The 23,918-nt window shown below is 68.0% G+C and carries 22 protein-coding genes; 15 read left to right on the top strand and 7 right to left on the bottom strand.

The genetic code is table 11. The features are described 5' to 3' along the window. Positions 1-113 precede the first annotated feature (113 nt). A complete protein-coding gene (locus tag AB4Z47_RS14230) occupies positions 114-578 on the top strand; it encodes a MarR family winged helix-turn-helix transcriptional regulator (protein WP_441951007.1) in 465 nt (154 codons plus the stop codon). 10 nt (positions 579-588) lie between these two features. Here the strand turns inward: AB4Z47_RS14230 and htpX are convergent, their stop codons facing one another. Together htpX and AB4Z47_RS14220 are read right to left on the bottom strand one after the other, a co-directional pair. Then, positions 589-1,470 (bottom strand): zinc metalloprotease HtpX, encoded by an 882-nt coding sequence (gene htpX, locus AB4Z47_RS14225; RefSeq protein ID WP_441951005.1) that lies wholly within the window; start codon positions 1,468-1,470, stop codon positions 589-591. Positions 1,471-2,097: 627 nt separating this feature from the next. After that, entirely contained in the window at positions 2,098-3,150 is a 1,053-nt protein-coding gene (locus tag AB4Z47_RS14220; RefSeq protein ID WP_441951063.1) for a polyprenyl synthetase family protein, read from the bottom strand. Positions 3,151-3,373: 223 nt separating this feature from the next. Between AB4Z47_RS14220 and AB4Z47_RS14215 the strand changes: the two genes are divergently transcribed. The 3 genes from AB4Z47_RS14215 to AB4Z47_RS14205 are packed head-to-tail and all read left to right on the top strand — an operon-like array spanning position 3,374 to position 5,588. Beyond that, on the top strand, positions 3,374-4,645 hold the full coding sequence (locus AB4Z47_RS14215; protein WP_441951003.1) for a geranylgeranyl reductase family protein: 1,272 nt from the start codon (positions 3,374-3,376) through the stop codon (positions 4,643-4,645). A gap of 17 nt (positions 4,646-4,662) precedes the next feature. Then, the gene (locus AB4Z47_RS14210; protein ID WP_441951002.1) at positions 4,663-5,091 is read left to right on the top strand and encodes a helix-turn-helix transcriptional regulator; all 429 of its coding nucleotides are present in this window, start codon (positions 4,663-4,665) and stop codon (positions 5,089-5,091) included. Positions 5,092-5,150: 59 nt separating this feature from the next. Then, positions 5,151-5,588 (top strand): VOC family protein, encoded by a 438-nt coding sequence (locus tag AB4Z47_RS14205; protein ID WP_441951000.1) that lies wholly within the window; start codon positions 5,151-5,153, stop codon positions 5,586-5,588. A gap of 79 nt (positions 5,589-5,667) precedes the next feature. On the opposite strand, the gene AB4Z47_RS14200 is transcribed toward AB4Z47_RS14205, so the two are convergent. Beyond that, entirely contained in the window at positions 5,668-6,174 is a 507-nt protein-coding gene (locus AB4Z47_RS14200) for a DUF2505 domain-containing protein (protein ID WP_441950998.1), read from the bottom strand. A 39-nt stretch (positions 6,175-6,213) separates the two neighbouring features. Here AB4Z47_RS14200 and AB4Z47_RS14195 point away from each other — a divergent pair, with 39 nt between their 5' ends. The 4 genes from AB4Z47_RS14195 (at position 6,214) to AB4Z47_RS14180 (ending at position 12,975) form a co-directional block, all read left to right on the top strand. Beyond that, positions 6,214-6,669 carry a DUF3592 domain-containing protein gene (locus AB4Z47_RS14195; RefSeq protein ID WP_441950996.1) on the top strand — a complete coding sequence of 152 codons (456 nt, stop codon included), beginning with the start codon at positions 6,214-6,216 and terminating at the stop codon, positions 6,667-6,669. Positions 6,670-6,752: 83 nt separating this feature from the next. Continuing rightward, the gene (locus AB4Z47_RS14190) at positions 6,753-7,895 is read left to right on the top strand and encodes a glycosyltransferase family 4 protein (protein ID WP_441950994.1); all 1,143 of its coding nucleotides are present in this window, start codon (positions 6,753-6,755) and stop codon (positions 7,893-7,895) included. Between the two features lie 84 nt (positions 7,896-7,979). Next, positions 7,980-8,690: a demethylmenaquinone methyltransferase gene (locus AB4Z47_RS14185; RefSeq protein ID WP_441950992.1), complete on the top strand. Its 711-nt coding sequence runs from the start codon at positions 7,980-7,982 to the stop codon at positions 8,688-8,690. A 115-nt stretch (positions 8,691-8,805) separates the two neighbouring features. Beyond that, the gene (locus AB4Z47_RS14180) at positions 8,806-12,975 is read left to right on the top strand and encodes a molybdopterin-dependent oxidoreductase (protein WP_441950990.1); all 4,170 of its coding nucleotides are present in this window, start codon (positions 8,806-8,808) and stop codon (positions 12,973-12,975) included. A 27-nt stretch (positions 12,976-13,002) separates the two neighbouring features. Here the strand turns inward: AB4Z47_RS14180 and AB4Z47_RS14175 are convergent, their stop codons facing one another. Continuing rightward, complete coding sequence (locus tag AB4Z47_RS14175) at positions 13,003-14,037, bottom strand: aldo/keto reductase (RefSeq protein ID WP_441951061.1); 1,035 nt, start codon at positions 14,035-14,037, stop codon at positions 13,003-13,005. Between the two features lie 113 nt (positions 14,038-14,150). Here AB4Z47_RS14175 and AB4Z47_RS14170 point away from each other — a divergent pair, with 113 nt between their 5' ends. Further along, entirely contained in the window at positions 14,151-14,864 is a 714-nt protein-coding gene (locus AB4Z47_RS14170; RefSeq protein WP_441950988.1) for a TetR/AcrR family transcriptional regulator C-terminal ligand-binding domain-containing protein, read from the top strand. A gap of 129 nt (positions 14,865-14,993) precedes the next feature. Next, positions 14,994-15,221 carry a hypothetical protein gene (locus tag AB4Z47_RS14165; RefSeq protein WP_441950986.1) on the top strand — a complete coding sequence of 76 codons (228 nt, stop codon included), beginning with the start codon at positions 14,994-14,996 and terminating at the stop codon, positions 15,219-15,221. A 6-nt stretch (positions 15,222-15,227) separates the two neighbouring features. Here AB4Z47_RS14165 and menD read toward each other — a convergent pair whose 3' ends face one another. The 3 genes from menD to AB4Z47_RS14150 form a co-directional block, all read right to left on the bottom strand. Further along, a complete protein-coding gene (menD, locus tag AB4Z47_RS14160; RefSeq protein ID WP_441951059.1) occupies positions 15,228-16,871 on the bottom strand; it encodes a 2-succinyl-5-enolpyruvyl-6-hydroxy-3-cyclohexene-1-carboxylic-acid synthase in 1,644 nt (547 codons plus the stop codon). A gap of 428 nt (positions 16,872-17,299) precedes the next feature. Then, complete coding sequence (locus AB4Z47_RS14155; protein ID WP_441950984.1) at positions 17,300-17,743, bottom strand: DUF6918 family protein; 444 nt, start codon at positions 17,741-17,743, stop codon at positions 17,300-17,302. Between the two features lie 74 nt (positions 17,744-17,817). Then, positions 17,818-18,474 (bottom strand): PaaI family thioesterase, encoded by a 657-nt coding sequence (locus tag AB4Z47_RS14150; RefSeq protein WP_441950982.1) that lies wholly within the window; start codon positions 18,472-18,474, stop codon positions 17,818-17,820. A gap of 585 nt (positions 18,475-19,059) precedes the next feature. On the opposite strand from AB4Z47_RS14150, the gene AB4Z47_RS14145 reads away from it, so the two are divergent. From AB4Z47_RS14145 to AB4Z47_RS14125, 5 genes are all read left to right on the top strand, one after another. Then, a complete protein-coding gene (locus tag AB4Z47_RS14145) occupies positions 19,060-19,953 on the top strand; it encodes a 1,4-dihydroxy-2-naphthoyl-CoA synthase (protein ID WP_441950980.1) in 894 nt (297 codons plus the stop codon). 1 nt (position 19,954) lies between these two features. Continuing rightward, on the top strand, positions 19,955-20,347 hold the full coding sequence (locus AB4Z47_RS14140; RefSeq protein WP_441950978.1) for a VOC family protein: 393 nt from the start codon (positions 19,955-19,957) through the stop codon (positions 20,345-20,347). A gap of 363 nt (positions 20,348-20,710) precedes the next feature. After that, positions 20,711-21,844, top strand: a complete 1,134-nt coding sequence (menE, locus tag AB4Z47_RS14135; RefSeq protein ID WP_441951057.1) for an o-succinylbenzoate--CoA ligase — start codon at positions 20,711-20,713, stop codon at positions 21,842-21,844. 199 nt (positions 21,845-22,043) lie between these two features. Beyond that, positions 22,044-23,039: an ATP-binding cassette domain-containing protein gene (locus AB4Z47_RS14130; RefSeq protein WP_441950976.1), complete on the top strand. Its 996-nt coding sequence runs from the start codon at positions 22,044-22,046 to the stop codon at positions 23,037-23,039. After that, the gene (locus AB4Z47_RS14125) at positions 23,036-23,875 is read left to right on the top strand and encodes an ABC transporter permease (RefSeq protein WP_441950974.1); all 840 of its coding nucleotides are present in this window, start codon (positions 23,036-23,038) and stop codon (positions 23,873-23,875) included. Before AB4Z47_RS14130 ends, AB4Z47_RS14125 begins: the two co-directional genes overlap by 4 nt. Positions 23,876-23,918 lie beyond the last annotated feature (43 nt).

Raw genomic sequence — 23,918 nt, 5'->3', positions numbered from 1 at the left:
TTTCGTGGTGCCGCGCGCACGCCGCGGCCGCTGGTTATAGCCTGATCATCAAGGCAGTTTTACTTTGCAGGCAAAACTATTTTGTAAGCAAAGGTTATTGAGAGGTGTGCGGTATGTCAACCGATGAGTGGGCGGGACTTGGTGTCGACGAGGGCATCCGCACTCTGCTGCTGCTCATGCCGCGGGTGGTCGGACGAGCGAAGAAGCTGGGCGTCCCGAAGGAGCTGGAATCGTTCTCGCTGGCACCGCGACATCTATCGCTGCTGGCCAACCTGGTGTTCGACGGTCCGACCACGGTGACCGATCTCGCCGCACGTCTGGAGGTGGCGCCGACGACGGTGAGCCTCATGGTCGGCGAACTGAGCAAACAGGGCGTGCTCGAGCGCGGCGCGGATCCCGGCGATCGCAGGCGCACCATCGTCGGCATCGCACCCGCGCACGAGAAATCGGTGCACAAGTGGCTCGGCCGCAGCGCACGGGCCTGGCGCACGGTGCTGGAACCGCTGACACCACGGCAGCGGCGGTTGTTCGTCGAGACGTTCCGCGCCTACGAAGAAGAGCTGGCGGCGGACGAATGACGAGCGGGTCTCAGTAGCGTCGCGGGCCGCCCGCCATCTCCTCGAGGCGGGCGATGCGGTCGGCCATGGGCGGGTGCGTGGAGAACCAGCGCGCCGCCCGCTCGCCCGCGCGGAACGGGTTGGCGATCATCAGATGCGATTGCGCCGTCAGCTGTGGTTCCGGCGGCAGCGGGGCAGCTTGGACGCCGCGCTCCAGCTTGCGCAGGGCCGAGGCGAGGGCCAGCGGGTCGCCCGAGAGCTCGGCGCCGGACTGGTCGGCCTGGTATTCGCGCGAGCGGGAGACGGCCAGCTTGATCAGGGTCGCGGCGATCGGGCCGAGCAGCGATATCAGCAGCACGCCCAGGATGTTCGGGCCTTCACCGTTGCGGTTACCGCCGAACATGGACGCGAAGAAGGCCAGGTTGGCCAGGCCGGAGATGACGGCCGCGAGCGCGCCGGCGATCGAGGAGATGAGGATGTCGCGGTTGTAGACGTGCGAGAGCTCATGCCCGAGCACGGCGCGCAACTCTCGCTCATCGAGGATCTGCAGGATGCCGCTGGTACAGCAGACCGCGGCATGCCGGGGACTACGGCCGGTGGCGAAAGCGTTGGGCGCGTTGGTCGGGCTGATGTACAGCCGCGGCATCGGCTGGCGCGCGGCGGTAGCCAGCTCGCGCACTATCCGATAGATGACCGGCGCCTCCAACTCGGTGACAGGCTGCGCATGCATCGCACGCAACGCGATCTTGTCGCTGTTGAAGTACGCGTACGCGTTCATACCCACCGCCAGCAGGATCGCCACGACCAGGATGGTCGGGCTGCGGAACAGCGCACCCGCGAACACGATCAACGCCGAGAGGCCGACCATCAGCCCGAACGTCTTCAGTCCGTTCGCATACCCGTGCCCGTGCATAAGTCTCCCTTGCCAACTCCCCCGTTCACCGAGTTGCCCTTACAGCAGCTCAACGACAGAAGCCCCGGACTGAGTTCCGGCGCACCCCCACCCCTGCCCCCAACGCGACCACAAATCACATTCGCGGCTCGAAACACGTCCAGCCACCGCGACACAACTCAGAACAACATTGCCGATTCCCACGCCACCTACCTCCACCCACACAATGCGAACGTCATCGGCACGCCCACAGAGCCAAGATCCAACCCACGCCCTCCCGCGCGAACCCTACGACCGCGTTCGCCGCCCGGCTACGTCGAGCCGCCACGCCCCCAACCACACTGCCGATGCCCACGCCACCGACCAGAACAGCACCCGCGCAGACCACAAAGCGCAAATCTCCCGGCCACCCACGCAGCCAAATCCAACACCACATCCCATCCCACACAGCGCGAGTCTTACGACCGCGTCCGCGGCCGGGCTACGTCGAGCCGCCACGTCCCCGATCACGCTGCCGATTCCGACGTCACCTGCGACTGCCCCAATCCAGGCAACGCGATCGGCACACCCCACAGCCAAGATCCAACAACCCATCCCTCCCAACCCACACAGCGCGAGTCTTACGAGCGCGCCCGCGCGGCCAAATATTCAGCCCACGCGTTCGATGGTGTAGTGGACCAGCCGCTCGAGTGCGTCGTTGGCCGGGCCACCCGGCAGCGCGGACAGCTCGGTGTGTGCGATGTCGGCGTAGCTTTGCAGTTTCTCCTTGGCCAGCACCATGCCGCGGGAGTGGGCGAGCAACTCGAGTGCCTCCTCGACCTCGTCGTCGGTCTCCAGTGGGCGGGCGAGCAGCTTGCGTAAACGGTCGCCTTCGGCTCCCTCTTCGCGCAGCGCGTACAGCACCGGCAGGGTGTGCACGCCCTCGCGGAGATCGGTGCCGGGGGTCTTGCCGGACTGCTCGGAGGCCGAGGAGATGTCGATGATGTCATCGGAGATCTGGAAGGCGGTGCCCACGGCGTCGCCGAGGCGGGCCAGCCGCTCGACATGCTCGGCGTCGGCCCCGGAGAAGGTGCCGCCGAATCGCCCGGAGGCGGCGATCAGCGAGCCGGTCTTCCCCCACACCACACGCAGGTAGTGCTCGACCGGGTCCTGGGATGCGCGGGCGCCCATGGTCTCGCGCATCTGACCGGTGACCAGTTCGGCGAAGGTCTCGGCAATGATGCGGACCGCGTCGGGCCCGAGTGTTGATGTGAGCCGGGAGGCGTGCGCGAACAAGTAGTCCCCCGCGAGGATGGCAATGCTGTTTCCCCAGCGCGCGTTCACGCTCGATGCGCCGCGGCGCATCGGCGCCTCGTCCATCACGTCGTCGTGGTACAGCGTGGCGAGGTGCACCAGCTCGACCACGGTGCCCGCCGTGATCAACGCGGGATCGTCCGGGCGCGGGCCGAGCTGCCCGGTGAGGATGGTGAGCAGTGGCCGGAATCGCTTACCGCCCGCCTTGGCCAGATGCAGCGCGGCTTCCAGCAGGAAATCCTCGCCGTCGGACAGCTCGTCGACCAAGAGTCTCTCGACCTTGTCCAGGCCGTCACGCACCGTTGCGGCGAGCTCGATGTCGACGAGATCGACTCCGGCCACCACCGTGCTCGGTTCGCTCACGGCTTCGGCTCGCTGACGCTCGCTTCCGTCGTGCGCTGTGCCTATTTTTCGCTCGCTGCGCTCTCTCATGGCCGATGTGCTCATTTCTTCTCCCAGCGATGCGTCCGACCCCACGGTAGAGAACCTAGCGTGTCCCCGGCGGATGGCCCATGAACACCGTCACTCTGCGGGGGGATCAGACACTTTCGCACACCTTGTCCGTGCTCATCGATCGGCCGCGCCGTGACCGCGTCGACGTGTTGGAGGCTGCCCTGCGAGTATTGAGCCCATGGGTTCACCGGAAGTCACTCCCGCAGGCGGCAACCGAGACGTGTTGCCCACCGGGGCCGAGGTTCTGGTCGTCGGCGCGGGCCCGGCCGGATCGGCTGCGGCTGCCTGGGCCGCGCGGGCGGGCCGGGACGTGCTGCTGGTCGACTCCGCGGTCTTTCCCCGGGACAAGACCTGTGGTGACGGCCTGACCCCGCGCGCGACTGCCGAGCTGGAACATCTCGGCCTCGGCGACTGGGTGCGCGCGCACACCGTCAACCATGGTCTCCGTATGACCGGCTTCGGACGCGAGGCCCTCCTGACTTGGCCGGGCGGATCCTTCCCGACGTACGGAAGTGCCGTTCCGCGCACCGAGCTCGATGACAAGCTGCGCGAGACCGCGGTGAAGTCCGGAGCGCGGATGCTCGACGGCACGAAGGTGGTCGATGTCACCAGTGAAGGCGACCGGGTCACCGGGGTGACGGTGCGTACCACCGACGGCATCCGCACGATCGCATGCCGGACGCTGGTGGTCGCCGACGGCGTGCGCTCGCCGATCGGACGCCTGCTCGGGCGCACCTGGCACCGGCAGTATGCCTACGGCACCGCGGCCCGCGCCTACATCAAGTCCGGTCGCAGCGACGACCAGTGGATCACTTCGCACATGGAGTTGCGCGATGCCTCCGGCGAACTGGTCCCCGGCTACGGCTGGATCTTCCCGCTCGGCAACGGCGAAGTCAATATCGGCGTCGGGTCGCTGGCAACCCAGCAGCGGCCCTCTCATATCGCGCTCAAGCCGCTTCTGGCGCACTACACGACGCTACGTAGGGAGGAATGGCAGTTCGAGGGTTCGTTGCGCGCGGTGGCCTCGGCGCTGTTACCCATGGGCGGCGCGGTGTCGCACATCGCCGGACGTAATTGGGTGCTGGTCGGCGACGCCGCGGGCTGTGTGAACCCGCTCAACGGTGAAGGGATCGACTACGGCCTCGAGGGCGGTCACATGCTGGCCGGGCTGCTGGACGAGCCGGATTTCACGGCTGTCTGGCCGCAGCTGCTGCGGACCCGCTACGGCCGCACCTTCTCGGTCGCGCGCCGGATCGCAGGACTGGCGACCCATCCCCGCATGGTTCCGCTGGGCGGGCCTCCGGTAATGCGCTCGAAGTACTTGCAGCGCACGGCGGTTCGAGTAATGGGCAACCTGGTGACCGACGAGGACATGGACTTGACCGCGCGGGCCTGGCGCGCCGCGGGCCGGACCTCCCTGCGCTTCGACGAACTGCAGCCCTTCGCATAGGACATGAGGTGGGCACGATGGGCGACCAACCGGCGCGACGACTACCGGCGCTCGACCTGCTTCCGCATCTGCGCCGAGCTCGAGATCTCGCGGACCGGCACTACGCGGATCCAGTGAACCTGGACGGGTTGGCGGCGACCGCCGGGGTGTCCAAATATCACTTCCTGCGCGCCTTCGCCGCGGTATACGGCTTGACCCCGGCCGCGTATCTGGCCGAGCGACGCATCGAGCGCGCGCAGGATCTGCTCCGAGCGACGAACCTGACCGTCACCGAGGTGTGCATGCTGGTCGGCTACAGCAGTCTTGGCTCGTTCAGCAGCAAGTTTCACCAACTGGTCGGGGTCACACCGTCGGAGTACCAGGCGAAGTTCGCCGACGGCGCCCCGCGCATTCCGGGATGTTTCGTCTTCATGCACGGCCTGTCGGATCGCAACCCGCCCACCTGAGGCACAACACCGCAATTTCGGAGAAGCGCCGCGCCGGACGCCCACCATAGCCTGGTCGCATGACGACGATTACGAATGTGTCCCTGGTCACGGTCTACGTCACGGATCAGGACGAAGCCAAGCAGTGGTACCTCGACAAGCTGGGATTCGTCGAGACGGCCGATGTCACGATGGGCGACAACGGCTTCCGCTGGGTCACCGTCGCGCATCCCGAGCATCCGGAGCTGGAGATCACGCTGATGATCCCGGGCCCACCGCTGGACGAGAACTACGCCGAGGCGGTCCGGCGCGCGCTGGCCAACGGCACGCACGGCTCCCTCGGCCTGCGGACCGAGAACTGCCAGAAGACTTTCGAGGAACTCACCGCCAAGGGTGTGGAGTTCATCCAGCCGCCCGCCGAGCGGCCATACGGGACCGAGGCGGTCATCCGGGACAACTCCGGAAACTGGTTGGTGCTGGTGGAGAGGAAGCAGTACGCCCCGGAGAACTTCGAATAACTTGCGCGCGGCGCCCCGGCACAGGTCCAGAAACGGAGCCCGGCTCGCGCCGGGGCGATAAGCGAAGTTCCCGAGACGCTCAGCTGTTCGGCCGAGCCGCGAACCACTCTTCGATGAACCGACGCTCGCCGTCGAGGGCCCGGTGCTGCAGCTGCTCGGCGAGCGGCTCGATGGCTCTGCCGACCACGGGCACCTTGACCCGCACGGTGCCGATCACCTCGATCTCGCAACCCTCTGCGGTGGAATGCATTTCGTACGTACCGGACATCTCGGTGTCGATCCCGCCGCTTCCGGCCTCGAAGGTGCCCTTGGCCACGTCGCCGTCGAGTGCGCGCCAGCTGTCGGTGCGGAAGAAGGTCAGCTCGCTCTTGAGCACTTTGCGTACAAGGCCGGGAATTTTGTCGTCTGGGGCCTTTTCGGTCATGTGGATGCGGATAGTTCCCGCGCCGTCGGGATGCGACAGGTCGAGGGTCGCCGTCTCGGCCTCGGCGAAGCGCGCCCGCCAGACGTCGTCGGTGGTCAGTGCCCGGTGGAGATCTTCGACCGGGACGGTGTAAGGCACGGTGAAGCTGAATTTTCGGGACATGGCCGCCACCGTAGCCGAGCCGGTCGGTAGCCTGTGGCGGTGTCGGAAACCAGCCAGTCCGTAGGGCGGTCGATCCGCCTGCGGCGGGCCAGGATCGGGGTGCTGACCGCCGCGACGGTGGTCAGCGTGCTCGTCGCGCTGCTGGTGCTCGCCGCGTGGCGCAACGACTATCTGATCAGCTCCGACAAGGGCAGCACCACTGCCGAGGTGCTCTCGGCGGGGCGGCTGCGGTCGGCGGTCATGTACGTCACACCGGACGGCGAGACGCACAATCCGAAGGTCGGCGTCCTGTATCCGACCAACCTCACCGCGGGTGAGCGTATCCGCGTGGAGTACAGCCGCAGCGACCCCGACCTGGTGCGCGTGGAGGGCCGCGACGTGCGCGTCGCCATCCCACCAGCCCTGTCGGTCCTCGTCGTGGTCTGGTTGCTCGCGCTCCCCGCACTGTGGCTGCTCATCCGCGCGGCCCGACGCAGACCCGCGCCGGTGGGCTGACGGCCCCGACAGTTCGCCGGAACTTTCCGTGCCCTTCACGCTGGTGTGACGGCGTGGCGCGATGCGGCGGTCAGGCTGGGAGGGTGCGTGTAGCGATCGTTGCGGAGTCGTTTCTGCCGAATATGAACGGCGTCGTCAACTCGGTGCTGCGGGTGCTGGAGCACCTGGACCGGCACGGCCACGACGCGCTGGTCATCGCGCCGGACACCCCGCGTGGTCTCCCGCCCGCCCCGCGCAGGCATGAGCGCTTTCCGGTGCACCGGGTGCCCGCGTTGATGGTGCCCAAGGTCAGCTCGCTACCGGTCGGGCTGCCGCAGCCGGGCATCGTCTCGGCCATCGCCGACTTCGACGCCGACGTGGTGCACCTGGCCTCACCGTTCGTGCTCGGCGCCGGCGGTCTCGGCGCGGCGCTGCGCCTGGACCTGCCGACGGTGGCGGTCTATCAGACCGATGTCGCCGGGTTCGCCAAAAGTTATGGCATGGGACTGGCGAGCCGGGCGGCGTGGGGCTGGACTCGACGCATCCACGACGGCGCCACACGCACGCTCGCCCCCTCCCGGGCCGCCGCCGAGGACCTGGTCAGGCACGGCATCCCGCGCGTGCACCGGTGGGGCCGCGGCGTGGATACCGCCCGCTTCACGCCGACGGCCCGGTCCGAGCGGCTACGCGACACCTGGCACCGGGGACGGAAAAAGCTGCTGGTCGGCTTCGTGGGGAGGCTCGCGCCCGAGAAGCACATCGAACGGCTTACGGTGCTCGGAGCCGATCCCGGCATCCAGCTGGTGATCGTCGGCGACGGGCCGGAGCGCCGGCGGCTGGCCCGCATGATGCCGAGCGCCGTGTTCACCGGGGAGCTCGGTGGCGGCGACCTGGCGCGGGCGTATGCGAGCCTGGACGTGATGGTGCACGCGGGCGAGCACGAGACGTTCTGCCAGGGCGTGCAGGAGGCGCTTGCCTCGGGCGTCCCGGTAATCGGCCCCGACGCGGGCGGTCCGCGCGACCTGATCGCGCACTGCCGCAACGGCTACCTCCTCCCGGTGGACCGGTTTTGCGAGCTGCTACCGAGCGCTGTCGCGGCGCTGCGCGATCCCGCGCTGCGCAGCAGGTTCGCCGGGGCCGCCAGGAAGTCGGTGCTGCCTCGCACCTGGCCCGCCGTCTGCACGGAGCTGATGGGGCACTACGCCGAGGTGACCGGGACGCGAATTCGGTTGCCGCATACGGCCTGAACAGCGTTTGCCACTGCGGGCGCACGACGTGATCGACTACTCGTCGTGCCAGGCTGGGTGCGTCTCAGAGGGCAAGTTAGTGTCATGGGCGTGGCGAAAACGCAATCGAATCGGGCCTCGCTCGACAAGCAGCCGCACGAGGTCGCGTCGATGTTCGACGGTGTCGCGCGACGGTACGACCTGACCAACACGGTGATCTCCGGGGGTCAGGATCGCTACTGGCGCTGGGCGACCCGCAAGGCACTCGCTCCGCGGCCGGGCGAGCGGCTGCTCGACCTCGCGGCCGGGACCGGTGTGTCCACGCTGGAGCTGCGGAAATCCGGCGCGTGGTGCCTTGCCGCCGACTTCTCACAGGGCATGCTCGCAGCTGGCCGGTTCCGCGGGGTGCCGATGGTGGCGGCCGATGCGATGGCGCTGCCGTTCGCCGACGACGCCTTCGACGCGGTGACTATCTCGTTCGGGCTGCGCAACATCGTCGACAGCGATCTCGCGCTGCGCGAGATGCTGCGGGTGACCAAGCCAGGCGGCAGGCTGGTGGTGTGCGAGTTCTCCACACCGGTCGCCCCGATGTTCCGCACGGTGTACATGGAGTACCTGATGAAGACGCTGCCCAAGGTGGCACGCACCGTCAGCAGCAATCCCGACGCGTACGTCTACCTCGCCGAATCGATCCGAGCGTGGCCCAATCAGCGCCAGCTCGCGATGCGGGTCGCCGCCAACGGGTGGTCGTCGGTGAAATGGCGTAACCTCACCGGCGGCGTCGTTGCCCTGCACCGTGCGTACAAACTCGGCTGAGCCGGGAGACCCCGATCACACCTCACCAGCGGGTTGTTTCGCGGTGAGGAGGAATGTCACCTGCCGATAACGCGGGGTAAATCCGGCGCAATCGGCGGTCAGCATGATCGGAGACATGTCTGACGCAGTAACGAGCCACAGCGGCGGTACCGCCCGAACGGCGTGCTCGTACTGCGGCGTCGGCTGCGGGATCACGGTGCATACCGCGCCCGGCGAGGCGGGCAATCCGGTGATCGCCAAGGTCAGCGGGGACAAACTGCACCCGGCCAATGCGGGAAGGCTGTGCACCAAGGGGGCGACACACGCCGAGTTGATGCGCACCACCGGACGGATGGGGACCGCTTACCGACGTTCCGAGCGCGGCCAGGTCCCGGTGCCGTTCCCGGTCGACGAGGCCGTACACGAGGCGGCGACCCGGCTGCGGGCCATCCTGGACGAGCACGGTCCGGACGCCATCGCGCTGTATGTCTCGGGGCAGATGTCGCTCGAGGCGCAGTACCTCGCCACCAAACTCGCCAAGGGTTACCTGCGCACCGTACACATCGAGGCGAACTCGCGGCTGTGCATGGCCAGCGCGGGGGCCGGGTACAAGCAGTCGCTCGGCGCGGACGGGCCGCCCGGCTCCTATGACGACTTCGAGCACGCCGACCTGTTCTTCGTGATCGGCGCGAACATGGCCGACTGTCATCCGATCCTGTTCCTGCGCATGGCAGAGCGGCTCGAGGCGGGTGCGAAGCTGATCGTGGTCGACCCACGCCGCACCGACACCGCCGCACGGGCCGACCTCTTCCTCCAGATCGCGCCGGGCACAGATCTGGCGCTGCTGAACGGGCTGCTGCATCTACTGGTCGACAACGGCGACATCGACGGGGAGTTCATCGCCGAGCACACCGAGGGCTGGGACGGGATGCCGGAATTCCTCGCCGACTATCCGCCGCAGCGGGTCGCCGAGATCACCGGACTCGCCGAAGCCGACATCCGTACCGCCGCGCGGTGGATCGGCGAGGCGGGCGAATGGATGTCGCTGTGGACGATGGGGCTCAACCAGTCCACCCACGGCACCTGGAACACCAACGCGCTGTGCAACCTCCACCTGGCCACCGGCGCCATCTGCCGTCCGGGCAGCGGTCCGTTCTCGCTCACCGGGCAACCGAACGCCATGGGCGGACGCGAGATGGGCTATATGGGGCCGGGACTACCCGGCCAGCGCAGCCTGGTCTCTCCCGCCGACCGCTCGTTCGTGGAGACCGTGTGGGGCCTCGAACCCGGCACGCTGCGCACCGAGGCCGGACCTGGCACGATCGAGATGTTCCGGGAGCTGGCCGAGGGGAAGATCCGGGCGGCCTGGATCATCTGCAGCAACCCCGTCGCCACCGTGTCGAATCGGAAGACGGTGATCGCGGGATTGGAAGCCGCCGAACTGGTGATCACCCAAGACGCCTACACCGAGACCGCGACCAACGCCTACGCCGACCTGCTGCTGCCCGCGACACTGTGGGCGGAAGCCGATTGCGTGATGGTGAATTCGGAACGCAGCCTCACCCTGCTGCAGCAGTCGGTCCCGCCGACCGGCGACGCGCGGCCCGATTGGCGGCTCATCGCCGACATCGCCACCGCCATGGGGTTCCCCGGCTTCGACTTCACCTCCAGTGCCGATATTTTCGCGGAGATCAGCCAGTTCGCCAACCCGGCCACCGGCTACGACCTGCGCGGTATGAGCTACGAGGCGCTGCGCGAAGGGCCGATGCAGTGGCCCTGCGCGGAGCCCGAACGCAGGCGAAACCCGATCCGATACTTGAACGACGGTGTCAGCCAAGATCTTTTCGTCGACGAGAACGGGCATCGGCCCCGGCTTGCCTTCGCCACGCCCAGCCGCCGCGCCGTGTTCTGGCCGCGCCCGCACATGATGCCGGAGGAGATGCCGGACGACGACTACCCGTTCCTGCTCAACACCGGCCGACTGCAACACCAGTGGCACACGATGACCAAGACCGGCAAGATCGACAAGCTGACCAAGCTGAACGGAACGCCGTTCGTGGAGGTGCACCCCGCCGACGCCGAGCGACTCGGTCTGCGCGCGGGCGACCAGCTCGAGATCGCCTCACGCCGAGGAAGAGCAGTCTTGCCGGTGCAGGTCAGCGACCGAGTTCGCCAGGGCGATTGCTTCGTTCCATTCCATTGGAACGACGAGCAGGGTGAATACTTGACCATCAACGCGGTCACCAACGACGCGGTCGACCCGGTGTCGCTACAGCCTGAGTTCAAGGCGTGTGCGGTGGCCCTGCGGCGGGTCGCGGCCGTTCCGGAGGCTTCAACCGCGTTTTCCGGGGCACCATCGGCACACCCACTGGCGGCCGCGCTCGGCCTCGACAGCGCCACCCCGCCCACGCTCAGCGAGACCGAACGCATCTACCTGAGCGGGTATTTGGCTGCGCTGCAATCAATTCCGGTGACCGGTCAGCCGGTATTACCGGAGTCGGCCCCGATGTCGGCACACAGCAGGCTCTGGATCGACGGGTTGCTGGGTGGAATGTACTCGCGCGGCGCGGCAGGCTCGACGCCCCAGACGAGCGAACCGGACGGCAGCGCGATCACCGTGCTGTGGGCGTCGCAGACCGGCACCGCGGAAGAATTTGCCGCGCAAGCCGCTGCGCGCCTGACCGAAGATGGTTTCCGACCCAGGCTGCTCGACCTGGATTCTTGCGAGCTGAGCGCGGTGAGCGGCGATGTGCTGGTGATCAGCAGCACCTTCGGCGACGGCGGTCCGCCGGACAACGGCAGCTATTTCTGGGATCGGCTGGCCGAGAGTGCGATTCGCTTGACGGACGTGCGGTATGCAGTGTTCGCCCTCGGCGACTCCTCCTACCGCGACTTCTGCGGGTACGGCCGCAAACTCGACGAGAAGTTCGCCGAACTCGGTGCGACGCGGCTGCTTGCGCGCGTCGACAGCGAACCCGACTACCAGGACGCGGCGGCGAGCTGGCTCGATGACGTGCTCGCCGCGTTCGGCGACGGGCCACCCGGCTCCCCCACCGATCCGCCGGCGCGGACCGGGCGCACGTCGAGCCGCGCAGGCGGAACAGCCACCATGGAGTTGCCGACCGCCGCCCCGGCACTCGGCCGCACACGCACCAAGCCCGCGCCGTTCACCCGCGCTGCTCCATTGCGCGCGCCGCTGGTGCGCAATCACCTACTGTCCGGAGGTGGTTCACCGAAAGAAGTGCGACAGTTCGGGTTCGATGTGAACGGGCTCGACGCTGGATACGAGGTGGGCGATTCGCTCGGTGTCTGGCCGGTGAATTGTTCGTCGCTCGTCACGGAATGGCTCTCGGCCACCGGACTGGACGGCAGCCGCGTCATCGACGTCGACGACCGCGAACTTCCGCTCGCCGAGGCGCTGCGCACCCACTACGACATCACCAAGGTGGGCCAGGATCTGCTCGGGTTCCTCGCCGACCGCAACCACAGCAACCAGCTCGCCAAACTACTGCGCAGGGACAACCGGAACGAGCTGGAGAACTACCTGTGGGACCGCCAGGCCGTGGACGTGCTGCGCGATTTCCCGGTGCGGGCGGACCTGGTGGAGTGGCTCGGCACGCTGAAGAAGCTGCAACCGCGCCAGTATTCGATATCGTCGAGCCCACTGGTCAGCCCGGACGAGGTGCAGCTGACTGTCGGCATTGTGCGCTACGGAGATCCGGCGGCTACCGGTTCGGCGGCCCGGCGCGGCGGGGTCTGCTCGACATTCCTCGCCGACCGGGCGGCCGCCGAACTCGTGGACGCGGCCGTGCCGATCTTCCTGCAGCGGGCGCCGCATTTCCGTCCGCCGGCCGACCCGACAGCACCGATGATCATGGTGGGGCCTGGCACCGGCATCGCACCGTTCCGCGGTTTCCTCCAGGAGCGAAGGGCGCTGGGCTGCACCGGGCGCAACTGGCTGTTCTTCGGCGATCAGCACGCGGCACAGAACTTCTACTATCGCGCCGAGCTGGAGGACATGTTCCGCTCCGGCTTCCTGACCCGACTCGACCTCGCCTTCTCTCGCGACCAGCGGGAGCGGATCTACGTGCAGCACCGCATGATCGAGCACGGCGCCGAACTGTGGTCCTGGCTGCGCGACGGCGCCCACTTCTACGTCTGCGGCGACGCCAGCCGGATGGCCGAGGACGTCGATGAAGCCCTGCTGAGGATCGCCCGCATCCACGGCAAACTCGACGAGGACGACGCTCTCGCCTTCAGAAAACGACTGGTCGCCGAAAAGCGCTACGTTCGCGACGTCTACTGAGTTCCGCGCACGTACGAACCAGAAGGCCTACACCGCGGGCGGGTTCAGGCGGGTGAAATCGGGGAGGCGGTAGTACGGGTAGTAGGGGTAGGGCGCAGTGGTGGCGCCGGCCTTGTCCAGGCGGGCGATCTGGTCGGCGTCGAGTTCCCAGCCGACGGCGCCGAGGTTCTGGCGCAGCTGTTCCTCGTTGCGGGCGCCGACGATGACAGTCGAGACGGTCGGCCGGCGCAACAGCCAGTTGAGGGCGATCTGCGCAACGGTCTTGCCCGTCTCGGCGGCCAGCTCGTCGAGAACATCGACCACGTCGTAGAGCTTTTCGTCATCCACGGGCGGACCGGCCGCGGCGGTCTGGTGCAACCGGCTTCCTGCCGGAAGCGGTTGCCCGCGGCGGATTTTGCCGGTAAGCCTGCCCCACCCGAGCGGACTCCACACGACCGCGCCGACGCCCTGATCCTGCCCGAGCGGCATGAGCTCCCACTCGTAGTCGCGTCCTATCAGCGAGTAGTAGACCTGGTGTGCGACATACCTGGTCAACCCGTTCCGGTCAGCGGCGGCAAGGGATTTCATCAGCTGCCAGCCCGCGAAGTTGGAGGCGCCGACGTAGCGGATCTTGCCCGAGCGCACCAGATCGTCCAGCGCGGCAACGACTTCCTCCACCGGGGTGCCCGCGTCGAACGCGTGCAGCTGGAACAGGTCGATGTAGTCGGTGCCGAGCCTGCGCAGCGAGGCCTCCACCGCGCCGATCAGCCTGGCCCGGCCGGAACCGGCGTCCAGTGGGCCCGGTCCGGTCGGCAGCGTGGCCTTGGTGGACAGCAGCACCTGATCGCGCCTGCCCTTGACGGCGGCACCGAGCACCTCTTCGGAGGCGCCGTCAGAGTAGACGTCGGCCGTGTCGAACATGGTGACGCCTGCCGCGAGGCTGATGTCGACCAGCCGCCGGGCCTGCTCGGCATCGGTGTCGCCCCAGGCGCTGAACAACTCGCCGCGCCCACCGAAGGTGCCCGCGCCGAAGCTCAGGGCAGGGACGAGCAGACCTGAGGCGCCGAGCCGCCGGTACTCCATCTGCGCGTCTACCGTCCGAAGTTTCATGGGACAGCCCTCCTAAAGGGTCTATAGTTCCGTTAACAGCTTGAACAGTACGCCCCTCCTGAAGTAAATGAAACTGGAGTTCCGTTATGGAGTCTGCCGAAGTCGCTCCCGGCTCGGTCCGCCCCGGTGGACGGACCGCCCGGGTCCGCGAGGCGGTGCTGCGCGTCGCCGGCGACCTGCTCGCCGACCGCGGCTTCGCCCACTTGGACCTCGCCGAGGTCGCAGCGCGGGCCGAGGTCGGCAAAACCACCGTCTACCGCCGCTGGCGCACGCCGACCGGCCTGGTCACCGACCTGCTGGCCGACATGGCCGAGCAGTCCGTGCCGCACGCCGATACCGGCTCGCTGCTCGGCGATCTCACCGCCAACGCCCGCCTGGTCGCGAAGACCCTGGCCGAGCCACGCCAGGGCAAGCTCTTCCAGGCCGTCATCGCCGCCGCCACCTGCGATGAGTCCGCCGCCACCGCCCTGCGCCGCTTCTACGACGTGCGGCTCACCGAGTGGTCGGCCTGCGTCGAGGCGGCCATTGCCCGCGGCGAGGCGCCCGAAGGCACCGACCCGCGTGCGGTGCTGTCCGCGGTGTCCGGCCCGCTCTACTACCGCCTCCTCGCCAGCGGCGACCCTGTCGACGACGCCGCGGCGACCATGGCGGCCGAAGCCGCCGTGCATGCCGTTACCGCAGGCGCATTTGTGACGAGAACACCTGGCACGCCCGTGCGGACCGCCCGGTTCATAGCCGGAGGCACGCTGGCGCTGGTGGAGCACCCAGCGAACGGAATGGCGCCGCAGGAAGGCGAGTAACCAGTTGGCTGGGACCGAGGCGGTCCGCGGGCATTCTCGAAGTCCTCGAACTCGGTGGTCCCTCTCGATTGCGGCGCACCCCAGCGGGTATGCGCCCGATCGAGAGCCTTACACGGAAAGGAGCGCACGATGATCGATCGCAGCACGGACGCGGTCCCGGAGGCCGATCTCGCCGAGCAGTCCATTCCGGCGTACCCGGATGAGCCGGTGTACTCCGACGACGCACCCGAACCGGACGACAGCGTCGAGCGCGCGGTCATCGAGCGCGACGAGTGGAGTGCCGACCCCGCGGACGTGGCCGAACAGGCGATCCCGGTCCCGCTGGACGACGACCTCGAAGACGACCTCGGCTACTGACCCCGGTCAGGGAAGGATCTTCGCCCGTAGCGTGGCGTGCAGCTCGCGCAGGCTGGACCGCTCGGTCGCCACCTCCAGGACCCGCATTCCGTGCGCGTCCCCGGCCAACTCGACGGCCAGCTGCTCAGGATCGACTTGGCGGTGCGGGATGCGGTACGCAGCGCACAGCGCGGCAAGATCCATCCCGTGCGGGGTGCCGAAAACCCGCTCGAAGACGCCGGCGTAGTGCGGGTCGCCTTGCTCGAGCAGCTCGAAGATGCCCCCACCGTCGTCATTGGCGACCACGATGGTCAGTTCGCTCGGGCGCGGCTCGCCAGGCCCGAGGAGCAGACCGGACGCGTCATGCAGGAAGGTGAGATCGCCGATCAGCGCGATGGTCCGACCCACGTGATGCAGGGCAGCTCCGACCGCGGTGGACACCGTCCCGTCGATACCCGCCACGCCGCGATTCGACAGCACCTTGACGCCCCGCCGCGGATGCGAGACCAGTGCGGCGTCACGCACCGGGTTCGAGGCGCCGAGCAGCAATTGGTCGCCGTCGCGCAGTGCGTCCATCACGACCGCGGCGACGTGCAGTCCGGTCGGCTTCGGGTGCCGCGCGAGTTCGGAGCGCACCACCGAGTCGGCCTTCGCGTCCAGTTCGCGGCAGCGCTCCAGCCACCGCACGCTGGGTGTGCCACTGGTGACGGCGCGCGTGCCGGTGCCGAGCACGTTGCCGGACACATCGGGCCAGCGCGGGCCGGTGGTAAGCGCGTACACCATGACGTCCGGATCGGCGAGCACCTTCGAGACCTGCCGGTGCAGGGTGGGTCGACCGGTGATGATCGCCTGCCGCGGCTTCAACAACGGCAGCGCAAGCGGGTGCAGCGCGGGGCCGTGCATCGGAGCGGTGGGCTCGGCAACGGTAGGCAGGCCCGCCAGTTCCGGCCGCAGACCGGCGCCATGGCCGGAGATCACGACGGTGTCAGGGGTGAGGTCGAGCTCGAGCGGCACGTCCAGCGTCCCGTACTGGGTCTCGGTCCAGGCCCGTCCCCCCGCGCGGCCCGCAGGAGCGCACTCGTTCGGCGCGAGGTCGGGGACCAGGGGCTCACGCAGCGGGATGTCGAAGTGCACCGGGCCCGCGTTGCCGGAGCGGGTGCCGCGGGCCGCCGCGAGCACACGGCAAACGGCCGAGCGCCACTGGCTGTTCTGGTGTCCATAGGGCCCGTAGTCGGCGTCGCCCGCCTCCTCCTCGGCGAGACCGAGCGAGATGGCCGCGCGGACCTGGCTGCCGAACAACCCGAACTGTTCGACAGTCTGGTTGGCGCCGGAGCCGAGCATCTCGTAAGGCCGATTGGCGCTGAGCACCACCAGCGGGACCCTGGCGTAATTTGCCTCAAGCACGGCGGGCCCGAGGTTGGCCACCGCGGTCCCCGAGGTCATCACGACCGGAACCGGGAGGCGGCTCGCGACGGCGAGCCCGACAGCGAGGAAGCCCGCCGTCCGTTCATCGATCCGCATGTGCAGCCGCAGCCGCCCGGCCGCATCGGCGGCCTGCAGGGCGAAGGCCAGCGGAGCGTTCCGGGAGCCAGGACACAGGACGACATCCCGTACACCCCCACGCGCGAGTTCGTCGACGACGACCTGCGCTTGTGCTGTTGACGGATTCACGCCTCCAGCCTCCCAGACAGTCTTGCCGCAGCCGCCCTTGGGAGGCATTCAATCCCACTGTGTCGTCACCCACAGCCATCGCAAACCTGTAGCGGACATGGGCCTCAGCGGATATCGGTGGTTGAACGTCCGAGCGGCCGATACATGTGCGACCAAGCCGCAAGCGGCGGCACCCAGCAGCGAACCAGGCAGGTTCGCCGCACGCCGCCGCAGTCGCCACTTCACGCGACTACATCAGCTCACTCCCGCTTCCGAGCGAAGCGAAACCGAGCATTACCCGTTCGCGGCCCGGCTCGCGGCCGAGCGACCGATGTGTTCGCGACGAAGTCGCAAGCAACGGTCGCTCGGACGCGAGCCTCAAAGAGCCGCGAACACGCCGCGCCGAAGGCGCGGCAAATCGAACACAGCGCTGCAATCGAGCACAGAACTCAGGCGTGCTTCTGGACCAGGTCGCCGAGCCGAGGCAGCGCCTCGATGACGTTCTTCTTCGCCGAAGAACGCATCGAGGAGTAGACCTTCTTCAGCGCGGGACGGGTCGAGGCATCGGCACGCGCGTCGGTTACCGCGAGCAACGCCTCGGCGACCTCGTCGGACTTGGCGACGAGCAGATCGGCGAACGTGCCGGAGCCGGACGCCGTGTACTGCTGCCAGAACGGGTCCAGCTGCGCGACGAGTTTGGGCGCCAACGACTCCAGTGCATCAGGCACAATCGACGGGCTGATCTTCTTGACCGCCGCGTAGCCACCCTTCACAGCCAGGCCGGACGCACCACCCTTGTCCGAGACCTCGGCATCAAGAACCTCGACGGCATCGGCGAGAAAGGCGGGGCGCTTGGCGTCGTCGAGCAGGGATTCAGACAGTGCTGCAACCACTTTCAGGTTCCTCCGGATCGGTGTAGATGAACGAGCGAGGGAAACTATACGCACCTGAGCCGGCATTCTCCCGGCTACGGCTGCCAGGGCAGCAACTGCACCATCAGCCCTTCGCAGTCCGCGAGCAGATCGCCCTGCTCATCGAGCAATTCGGCGGTGATGAAAGTTTTGCGACCCTCGATCCGGTCCACGCGCCCGCGAACGGTGAGCGGCGTTTCCAGCGGCGTGATCTTCCGGTAGTTCACGTACAGATACGCGGTGCGGCTGATCGGCCGTCCCGCGTAATGAACGATCATGCCGAGCAGATCGTCGAACAGCAGCGGGAGCACGCCGCCGTGCGCAGCACCGTTGCCGCCCAAATGGAAGCGGCGGAATTCCCCTGTCATCCGGATGCCCTCCGGCCCTGCCTCGACGACCCGCCACGGCAGCAGCAGAAGGCTGCCGCGCCCGGGCAATTCGACGACACGGCCCGCCGGGCCCTGCAACTCCAGCGCGCGGTAGGTCTCCAACAGATCGATGAGCTCGCGAGCTTTGGCGTGCGCGTCGCCGAACACCTCGTCCGGCGCGTCCACCGACACCGCGAGATCCTGCAGCGTCCGCATGGCCTCGACGAAGGGGCCGAAGTTCGGCCCGGCCTGCGCGCGGGAGACCTTGGGAAAACCCCCGTGCTGCTCGTAGCGGGACTCGTCCACCGCGCTCCGGTCGATAACCGGTTTCACTCGCTCGCTCATGACTCCACCTCGCTAGCGCTCGGCTCCGCCATGACCGAGCAATGCTCGGCGGTACCTACTGTTCGCTCGCTGCGCTCGCTCATGACTCCACCTCGCTAGCGCTCGGCTCCGCCATGACCGAGCAATGCTCGGCCGTACCTACTGTTCGCTCGCTGCGCTCGCTCATGACTCCACCTCGCTAGCGCTCGGCTCCGCCATGACCGAGCAATGCTCGGCCGTACCTACTGTTCGCTCGCTGCGCTCGCTCATACCTGCACGGTAACGCGTCGTTTTACACCGTCAAATCAAAACCCTGGCAGGCACGGCGGATAGAGCGAGCAGGCCGTGCAATTGAGCTGTGCCGTAAGCAGCCCTGCGCCCGAAGCACCACCGAAAGAGCCGGTACTCTCGACTCGCCGCATACATCGGCCGCCCCGGTTTCGAGGGAAGCGAGACCGAGCATTGTCTGTTCGCGGCCCGGCTCGCGTCCGAGCGGCCGACGCGTCCGCGACGAAGTCGCCAGCGTCGGCCGCTCGGACGCGAGCAAAAAAGGGGCCGCGGACACGCCGCGCCCGCGCGGCCGAAAACACAGCAATAATCACAGGCGTGACGTTCACCCCGAAGCTGTGGCGACCCGTTCCAGGGTTCGAGAATCTGACCGACATCACCTACCACCGGCACATCGAGCAGGGCACCGTACGGGTCGCGTTCGACCGGCCGGAGGTGCGCAATGCGTTCCGCCCGCACACGGTCGACGAGCTCTACCGGGTCCTCGACCACGCCAGGATGACCCCGGACGTCGGCGCGGTGCTGATCACCGGCAACGGTCCCAGCCCGAAGGATGGCGGCTGGGCCTTCTGCTCCGGCGGCGACCAGCGCATCCGCGGACGCAGCGGCTACCAGTACGCGAGCGGCGACACCGCGGACACGGTGGACCGGGCCCGCGCAGGCCGGCTGCACATCCTGGAGGTGCAGCGGCTGATCCGTTTCATGCCGAAGGTGGTTATCGCGCTGGTGAACGGCTGGGCCGCGGGCGGAGGACACAGCCTGCACGTGGTCTGCGACCTCACTCTTGCCAGCCGCGAGCACGCCCGCTTCAAGCAGACCGACGCCGACGTGGGCAGCTTCGACGGCGGCTACGGCAGTGCGTACCTTGCCAAGATGGTCGGCCAGAAGTTCGCGCGCGAAATCTTCTTCCTGGGCCGCCCGTACACAGCGGAGGAGATGCATCAGATGGGCGCGGTCAACAAAGTGGTCGACCATGACGAACTGGAAGACGTCGCGCTGGAGTGGACCGCCGACATCAACGGCAAATCCCCACAGGCGCAACGGATGCTGAAGTACGCGTTCAACCTGCTCGACGACGGGCTGGTCGGCCAACAGCTGTTCGCCGGCGAAGCGACCAGGATGGCCTACATGACCGACGAGGCCGTCGAGGGCCGCGACGCGTTCCTGGAGAAGCGCGCCCCGGACTGGACCCCCTACCCCTGGCACTTCTGACATGGACGTCCTGAGCAGCCGGATCATCTTGCGGCCCGCCGACTATGCGTCGACTCTCACGTTCTATCGCGACGGGCTCGAGCTGGCCATCGCACGGGAATACCCCGGCGGCACGGTCTTCTTCGCGGGCCAGTCGCTGATCGAGGTAGCCGCCCACGGCGGATCGGGAGGCTCCTCGTCGTTCCAGGGCGCCATCTGGCTCCAGGTCCGCGATGTGTCCGACGCCGCCGCGGAACTCGCACTGAGGGGGATCGCGATCGACCGGCCGCCGGTGCAGGAGCCGTGGGGTCTGATCGAGATGTGGGTGCGCGATCCGGACGGGGTTCCGATCGTCTTCGTCGAGGTCCCGCCCTTGCATCCGATTCGACGAGATTCGCGCTGGTCAGCGGAGTGAGAGCGGTTTCGCTCGGTAATTCGGCGCGCAGTGCCGAGTTGCCGATGCGGCACCCTGCGAGGACGATAACGCTCGATGGCCACCCGACCGCCGACGTCCGAGTGGGCTGTGTCCCCGTTCCGTCCGACGAGTGAATCGCAGTCTCGATGCCTGGCGAACCAGAGTCCCGATCCGTCCGGATGGCCGCGACTGTCGCGCGCCACTCCGGCAAACCCACCCGTTCCGCGTGCGGCGACGCGGGCATGACACGATCCCTACTGTGAGGGAGCGCAGCGAGCGAGCCATGACCACAGCGTCTCTGGGCACGGCGGAGCCGAGCGCCAGCGAGGCAAAGTCGTGACCAGGACACTGCGAACCTTGCCGATGCCCACCGGATCCGGCGTCCGCGACGTCATGCCGCATCTGCGGGAGGCCTTGGAGGGCAGCGGGTCCGCGTGGCTGCCGATTCCCACCACCGACCGACGCGAGGCACGCCGCCTGAGCGACGCGCTGTCGCCGGCCGAGCCGATCGATGACGAGGTGGCCCTCGTGGTAACCACCTCCGGTACCACAGGCGTGCCGAAAGGCGCGATGCTCAGCGCGTCCGCGCTGCGTGCCAGCGGCACCGCGACGCACGACCGCCTCGGCGGTCCCGGCAGCTGGCTACTCGCCCTGCCGACCCATCACATCGCGGGCATCCAGGTGCTGTTGCGCAGCATTCTGGCAGGCACCGAACCAACGGTGCTCGACGTGTCCGGCGGATTCCTGCCAGAGGCGCTGGCGGGCGCCATCTCCGGCATGCGCGGTGAACGCCGATACACGGCGCTGGTACCGACGCAATTGATCAAGGTTTTGGACGCACCCGCCTCGGCCGCGGCGCTTGCTCAGCTCGACGGCGTGCTCGTCGGCGGCGCGGCAACCCCGCTTCCGGTCTACGAGCGAGCGAGGGACGCCGGTATCACCGTGGTCCGCACCTACGGCATGAGCGAGACCTGCGGCGGTTGCGTGTACGACGGCGTCCCGTTGAACGGCACGGAGGTGCGCATCGAGGACGGGCGGGTGGTGCTCGGCGGTGCGATGATCACCTCGGGCTACCGCAACCAGCCCGATCATCCCGCCTTCGCCGAACCCGGCTGGTTCCGCACCGAAGACGCGGGCACGTTCGAAGACGGCGTGCTGCGCATCACCGGACGGCTCGACGAGGCGATCACGACCGGCGGCTTGCTGGTGCTCCCGCAGGTGGTCGAGGCGGTGTTGATCACCCACCCGGCGATCAGCGAGGTCGTGGTACTCGGGCTGCCGGACGAACGGCTCGGGCAGCGGGTCGCCGCCGCGGTGGTACCCACCGCGGGCGCGACGCCGAGCCTCGCCGAGCTGCGCGACCACGTGATGGCGGAACTGGATTCGATCGCCGCTCCGCGCGAACTGGCATTGCTCGACGAGATCCCGCTGCGCGGGCCGGGCAAGCCCGACCGCGTCAAGCTACGCGAATCCCTACTCGCCGACTCGACGCCTTAGGTCCGGCTCACGTCTTCGCGCCGGGCCTGGCCGCGAACTCACGGCGCCCAAGGGACTCCCGAAACCCCGTCGCGACGAAGTCGCCGGCGTCGGCCGCTCGGACGCGAACCATAAGGGGGCCGCGAACCCGCCGCGGCCGCGCGGCCGAAGACAGAGCCGTGCAAGGGCGGTGCAAGTCGAGGCCGCCACAGTCGTAGGCATGACTTCTTTCGCACCGAATGCAGTGCTCGCCGTCGAGGCGGACGGCCTGGTCAAGGTGTTCGGGGAACAGCGCGCCGTCGACGGAGTGAGCCTGGCAGTGCCACAGGGCTCGGTGTACGGCGTGCTGGGACCGAACGGCGCAGGCAAGACCACGACGATCCGCATGCTCGCGACCCTGTTGCGGCCGGACGGCGGCAGCGGCCGCATCTTCGGCCACGATGTGGTGAGGGAACCGACCGCCGTCCGGTCCTTGATCGGCGTCACCGGACAGTATGCCTCTGTCGATGAGGACCTGAGCGCCACCGAGAATCTGGTCGTCTTCGCCCGCCTGCTCGGCCTGAGCCGGATCGACGCCCGACGTAAGGCGGTTGAGCTGCTGGAGGAATTCGACCTCGTCGAGGCGGCGAGCAAGCCGCTGAAGAATTTCTCCGGCGGCATGCGGCGCAGGCTCGACTTGGCGGCCAGCTTGATCGCGACCCCGCCGCTGCTGTTCCTGGACGAGCCGACCACCGGGCTGGACCCGCGCACCCGCGCTCAGATGTGGGAGACCATCCGCCGCCTGGTCCGCGAGGGCGCGACGGTGTTGCTCACCACGCAGTACCTGGATGAGGCCGACCAGCTGGCCGACCGGATCGCGGTGATCGACCGCGGCAAGGTGATCGCCGACGGCACCGCCGACGAGCTCAAGGCCTCGGTGGGCGGTTCCTCGCTGCACCTGACCCTGGTCGACCGCGGCCAGCTCGACGAGGCGCGCCGCATCGTCGGCGACTTCCTCGGCACCGAGGCGCAGGTCTCCCCGGAGGCCGGCAGGCTCACCGCCCCGCTGCCCGACGCGGGCGTCACCGCTGATCTGCTGATCCGCCTGCGCGAGTGGGAGATCGGGGTGGACGAGATCACTGTGAGCAAACCGAGTCTGGATGAGGTCTTCCTCACCATCACCGGCCACCCGGCCGAAGACAACACCGACGACGAATCCGAAAGGAGCGCGGCATGACCACCCTCACCGCGACCGAAACCACGGCGCGCCATGCGGCGCCCGCACCGATTCCTGACGTGAACAACCGTATTCCGTTGGGGCAGGCGGTGGCGAGCTCGTTCACCATGGCCTACCGCGGCCTGCTGAAGATCAAGCACAACCCCGAGCAGCTGTTCGACGTCACCGTGCAGCCGATCCTGTTCACCGCGTTGTTCGCCTACATCTTCGGCGGTGCGATCGGCGGCAGCGTGCAGGACTACCTGCCGATCCTGATCCCCGGCATTCTGGTGCAGACGGTGGTACTCACCTCGGTCGTCACCGGCACCCAGTTGCGCGAGGACATGGACAAGGGCGTCTTCGACCGGTTCAAATCCCTCCCGATCGCTCGCATTTCGGCACTGGCTGGAGCGCTGATCGCGGATATGGCGCGCTATGTGATCGCGACAGTGCTGACCATCTTCGTCGGACTGTGCATCGGCTACCGCCCGGACGGCGGCGTGGTGGGCGTGATCGCGGCGGGCCTGGTCATCGTGGCCTGCTCGTTCGCGATCAGCTGGGTCTGGGCGTTGGTCGGCGTCACCGGTAAGAGCGCGGCGGGTGTGCAGGGCATCTCGATGATGATCATGTTCCCGCTGACCTTCATGTCCGGCGCTTTCGCGCTGGTGGGCACGATGCCGGGCTGGATGCAGGCGATCAATCACGCGAACCCGGTGTACTACATGGTGAACGCGTGCCGCGCGTTGATGAACGGCGGCGCTTACGGCACCGACCTGGCCTGGTCGCTGATCGGCGCCGTGGTCGTCATCGCGATCTTCGCCCCGCTGACCGTGAAGGCGTATATGCGCCGGGCGTAAGGCATACACGACGACACGCCGGGTGACGAACCAGTCACCCGGC

The organism is Nocardia sp. 2TAF39, assembly GCF_052114905.1.
Taxonomy (GTDB): Bacteria; Actinomycetota; Actinomycetes; order Mycobacteriales; family Mycobacteriaceae; genus Nocardia.
This window is presented reverse-complemented; position numbering and strand designations above follow the sequence as displayed.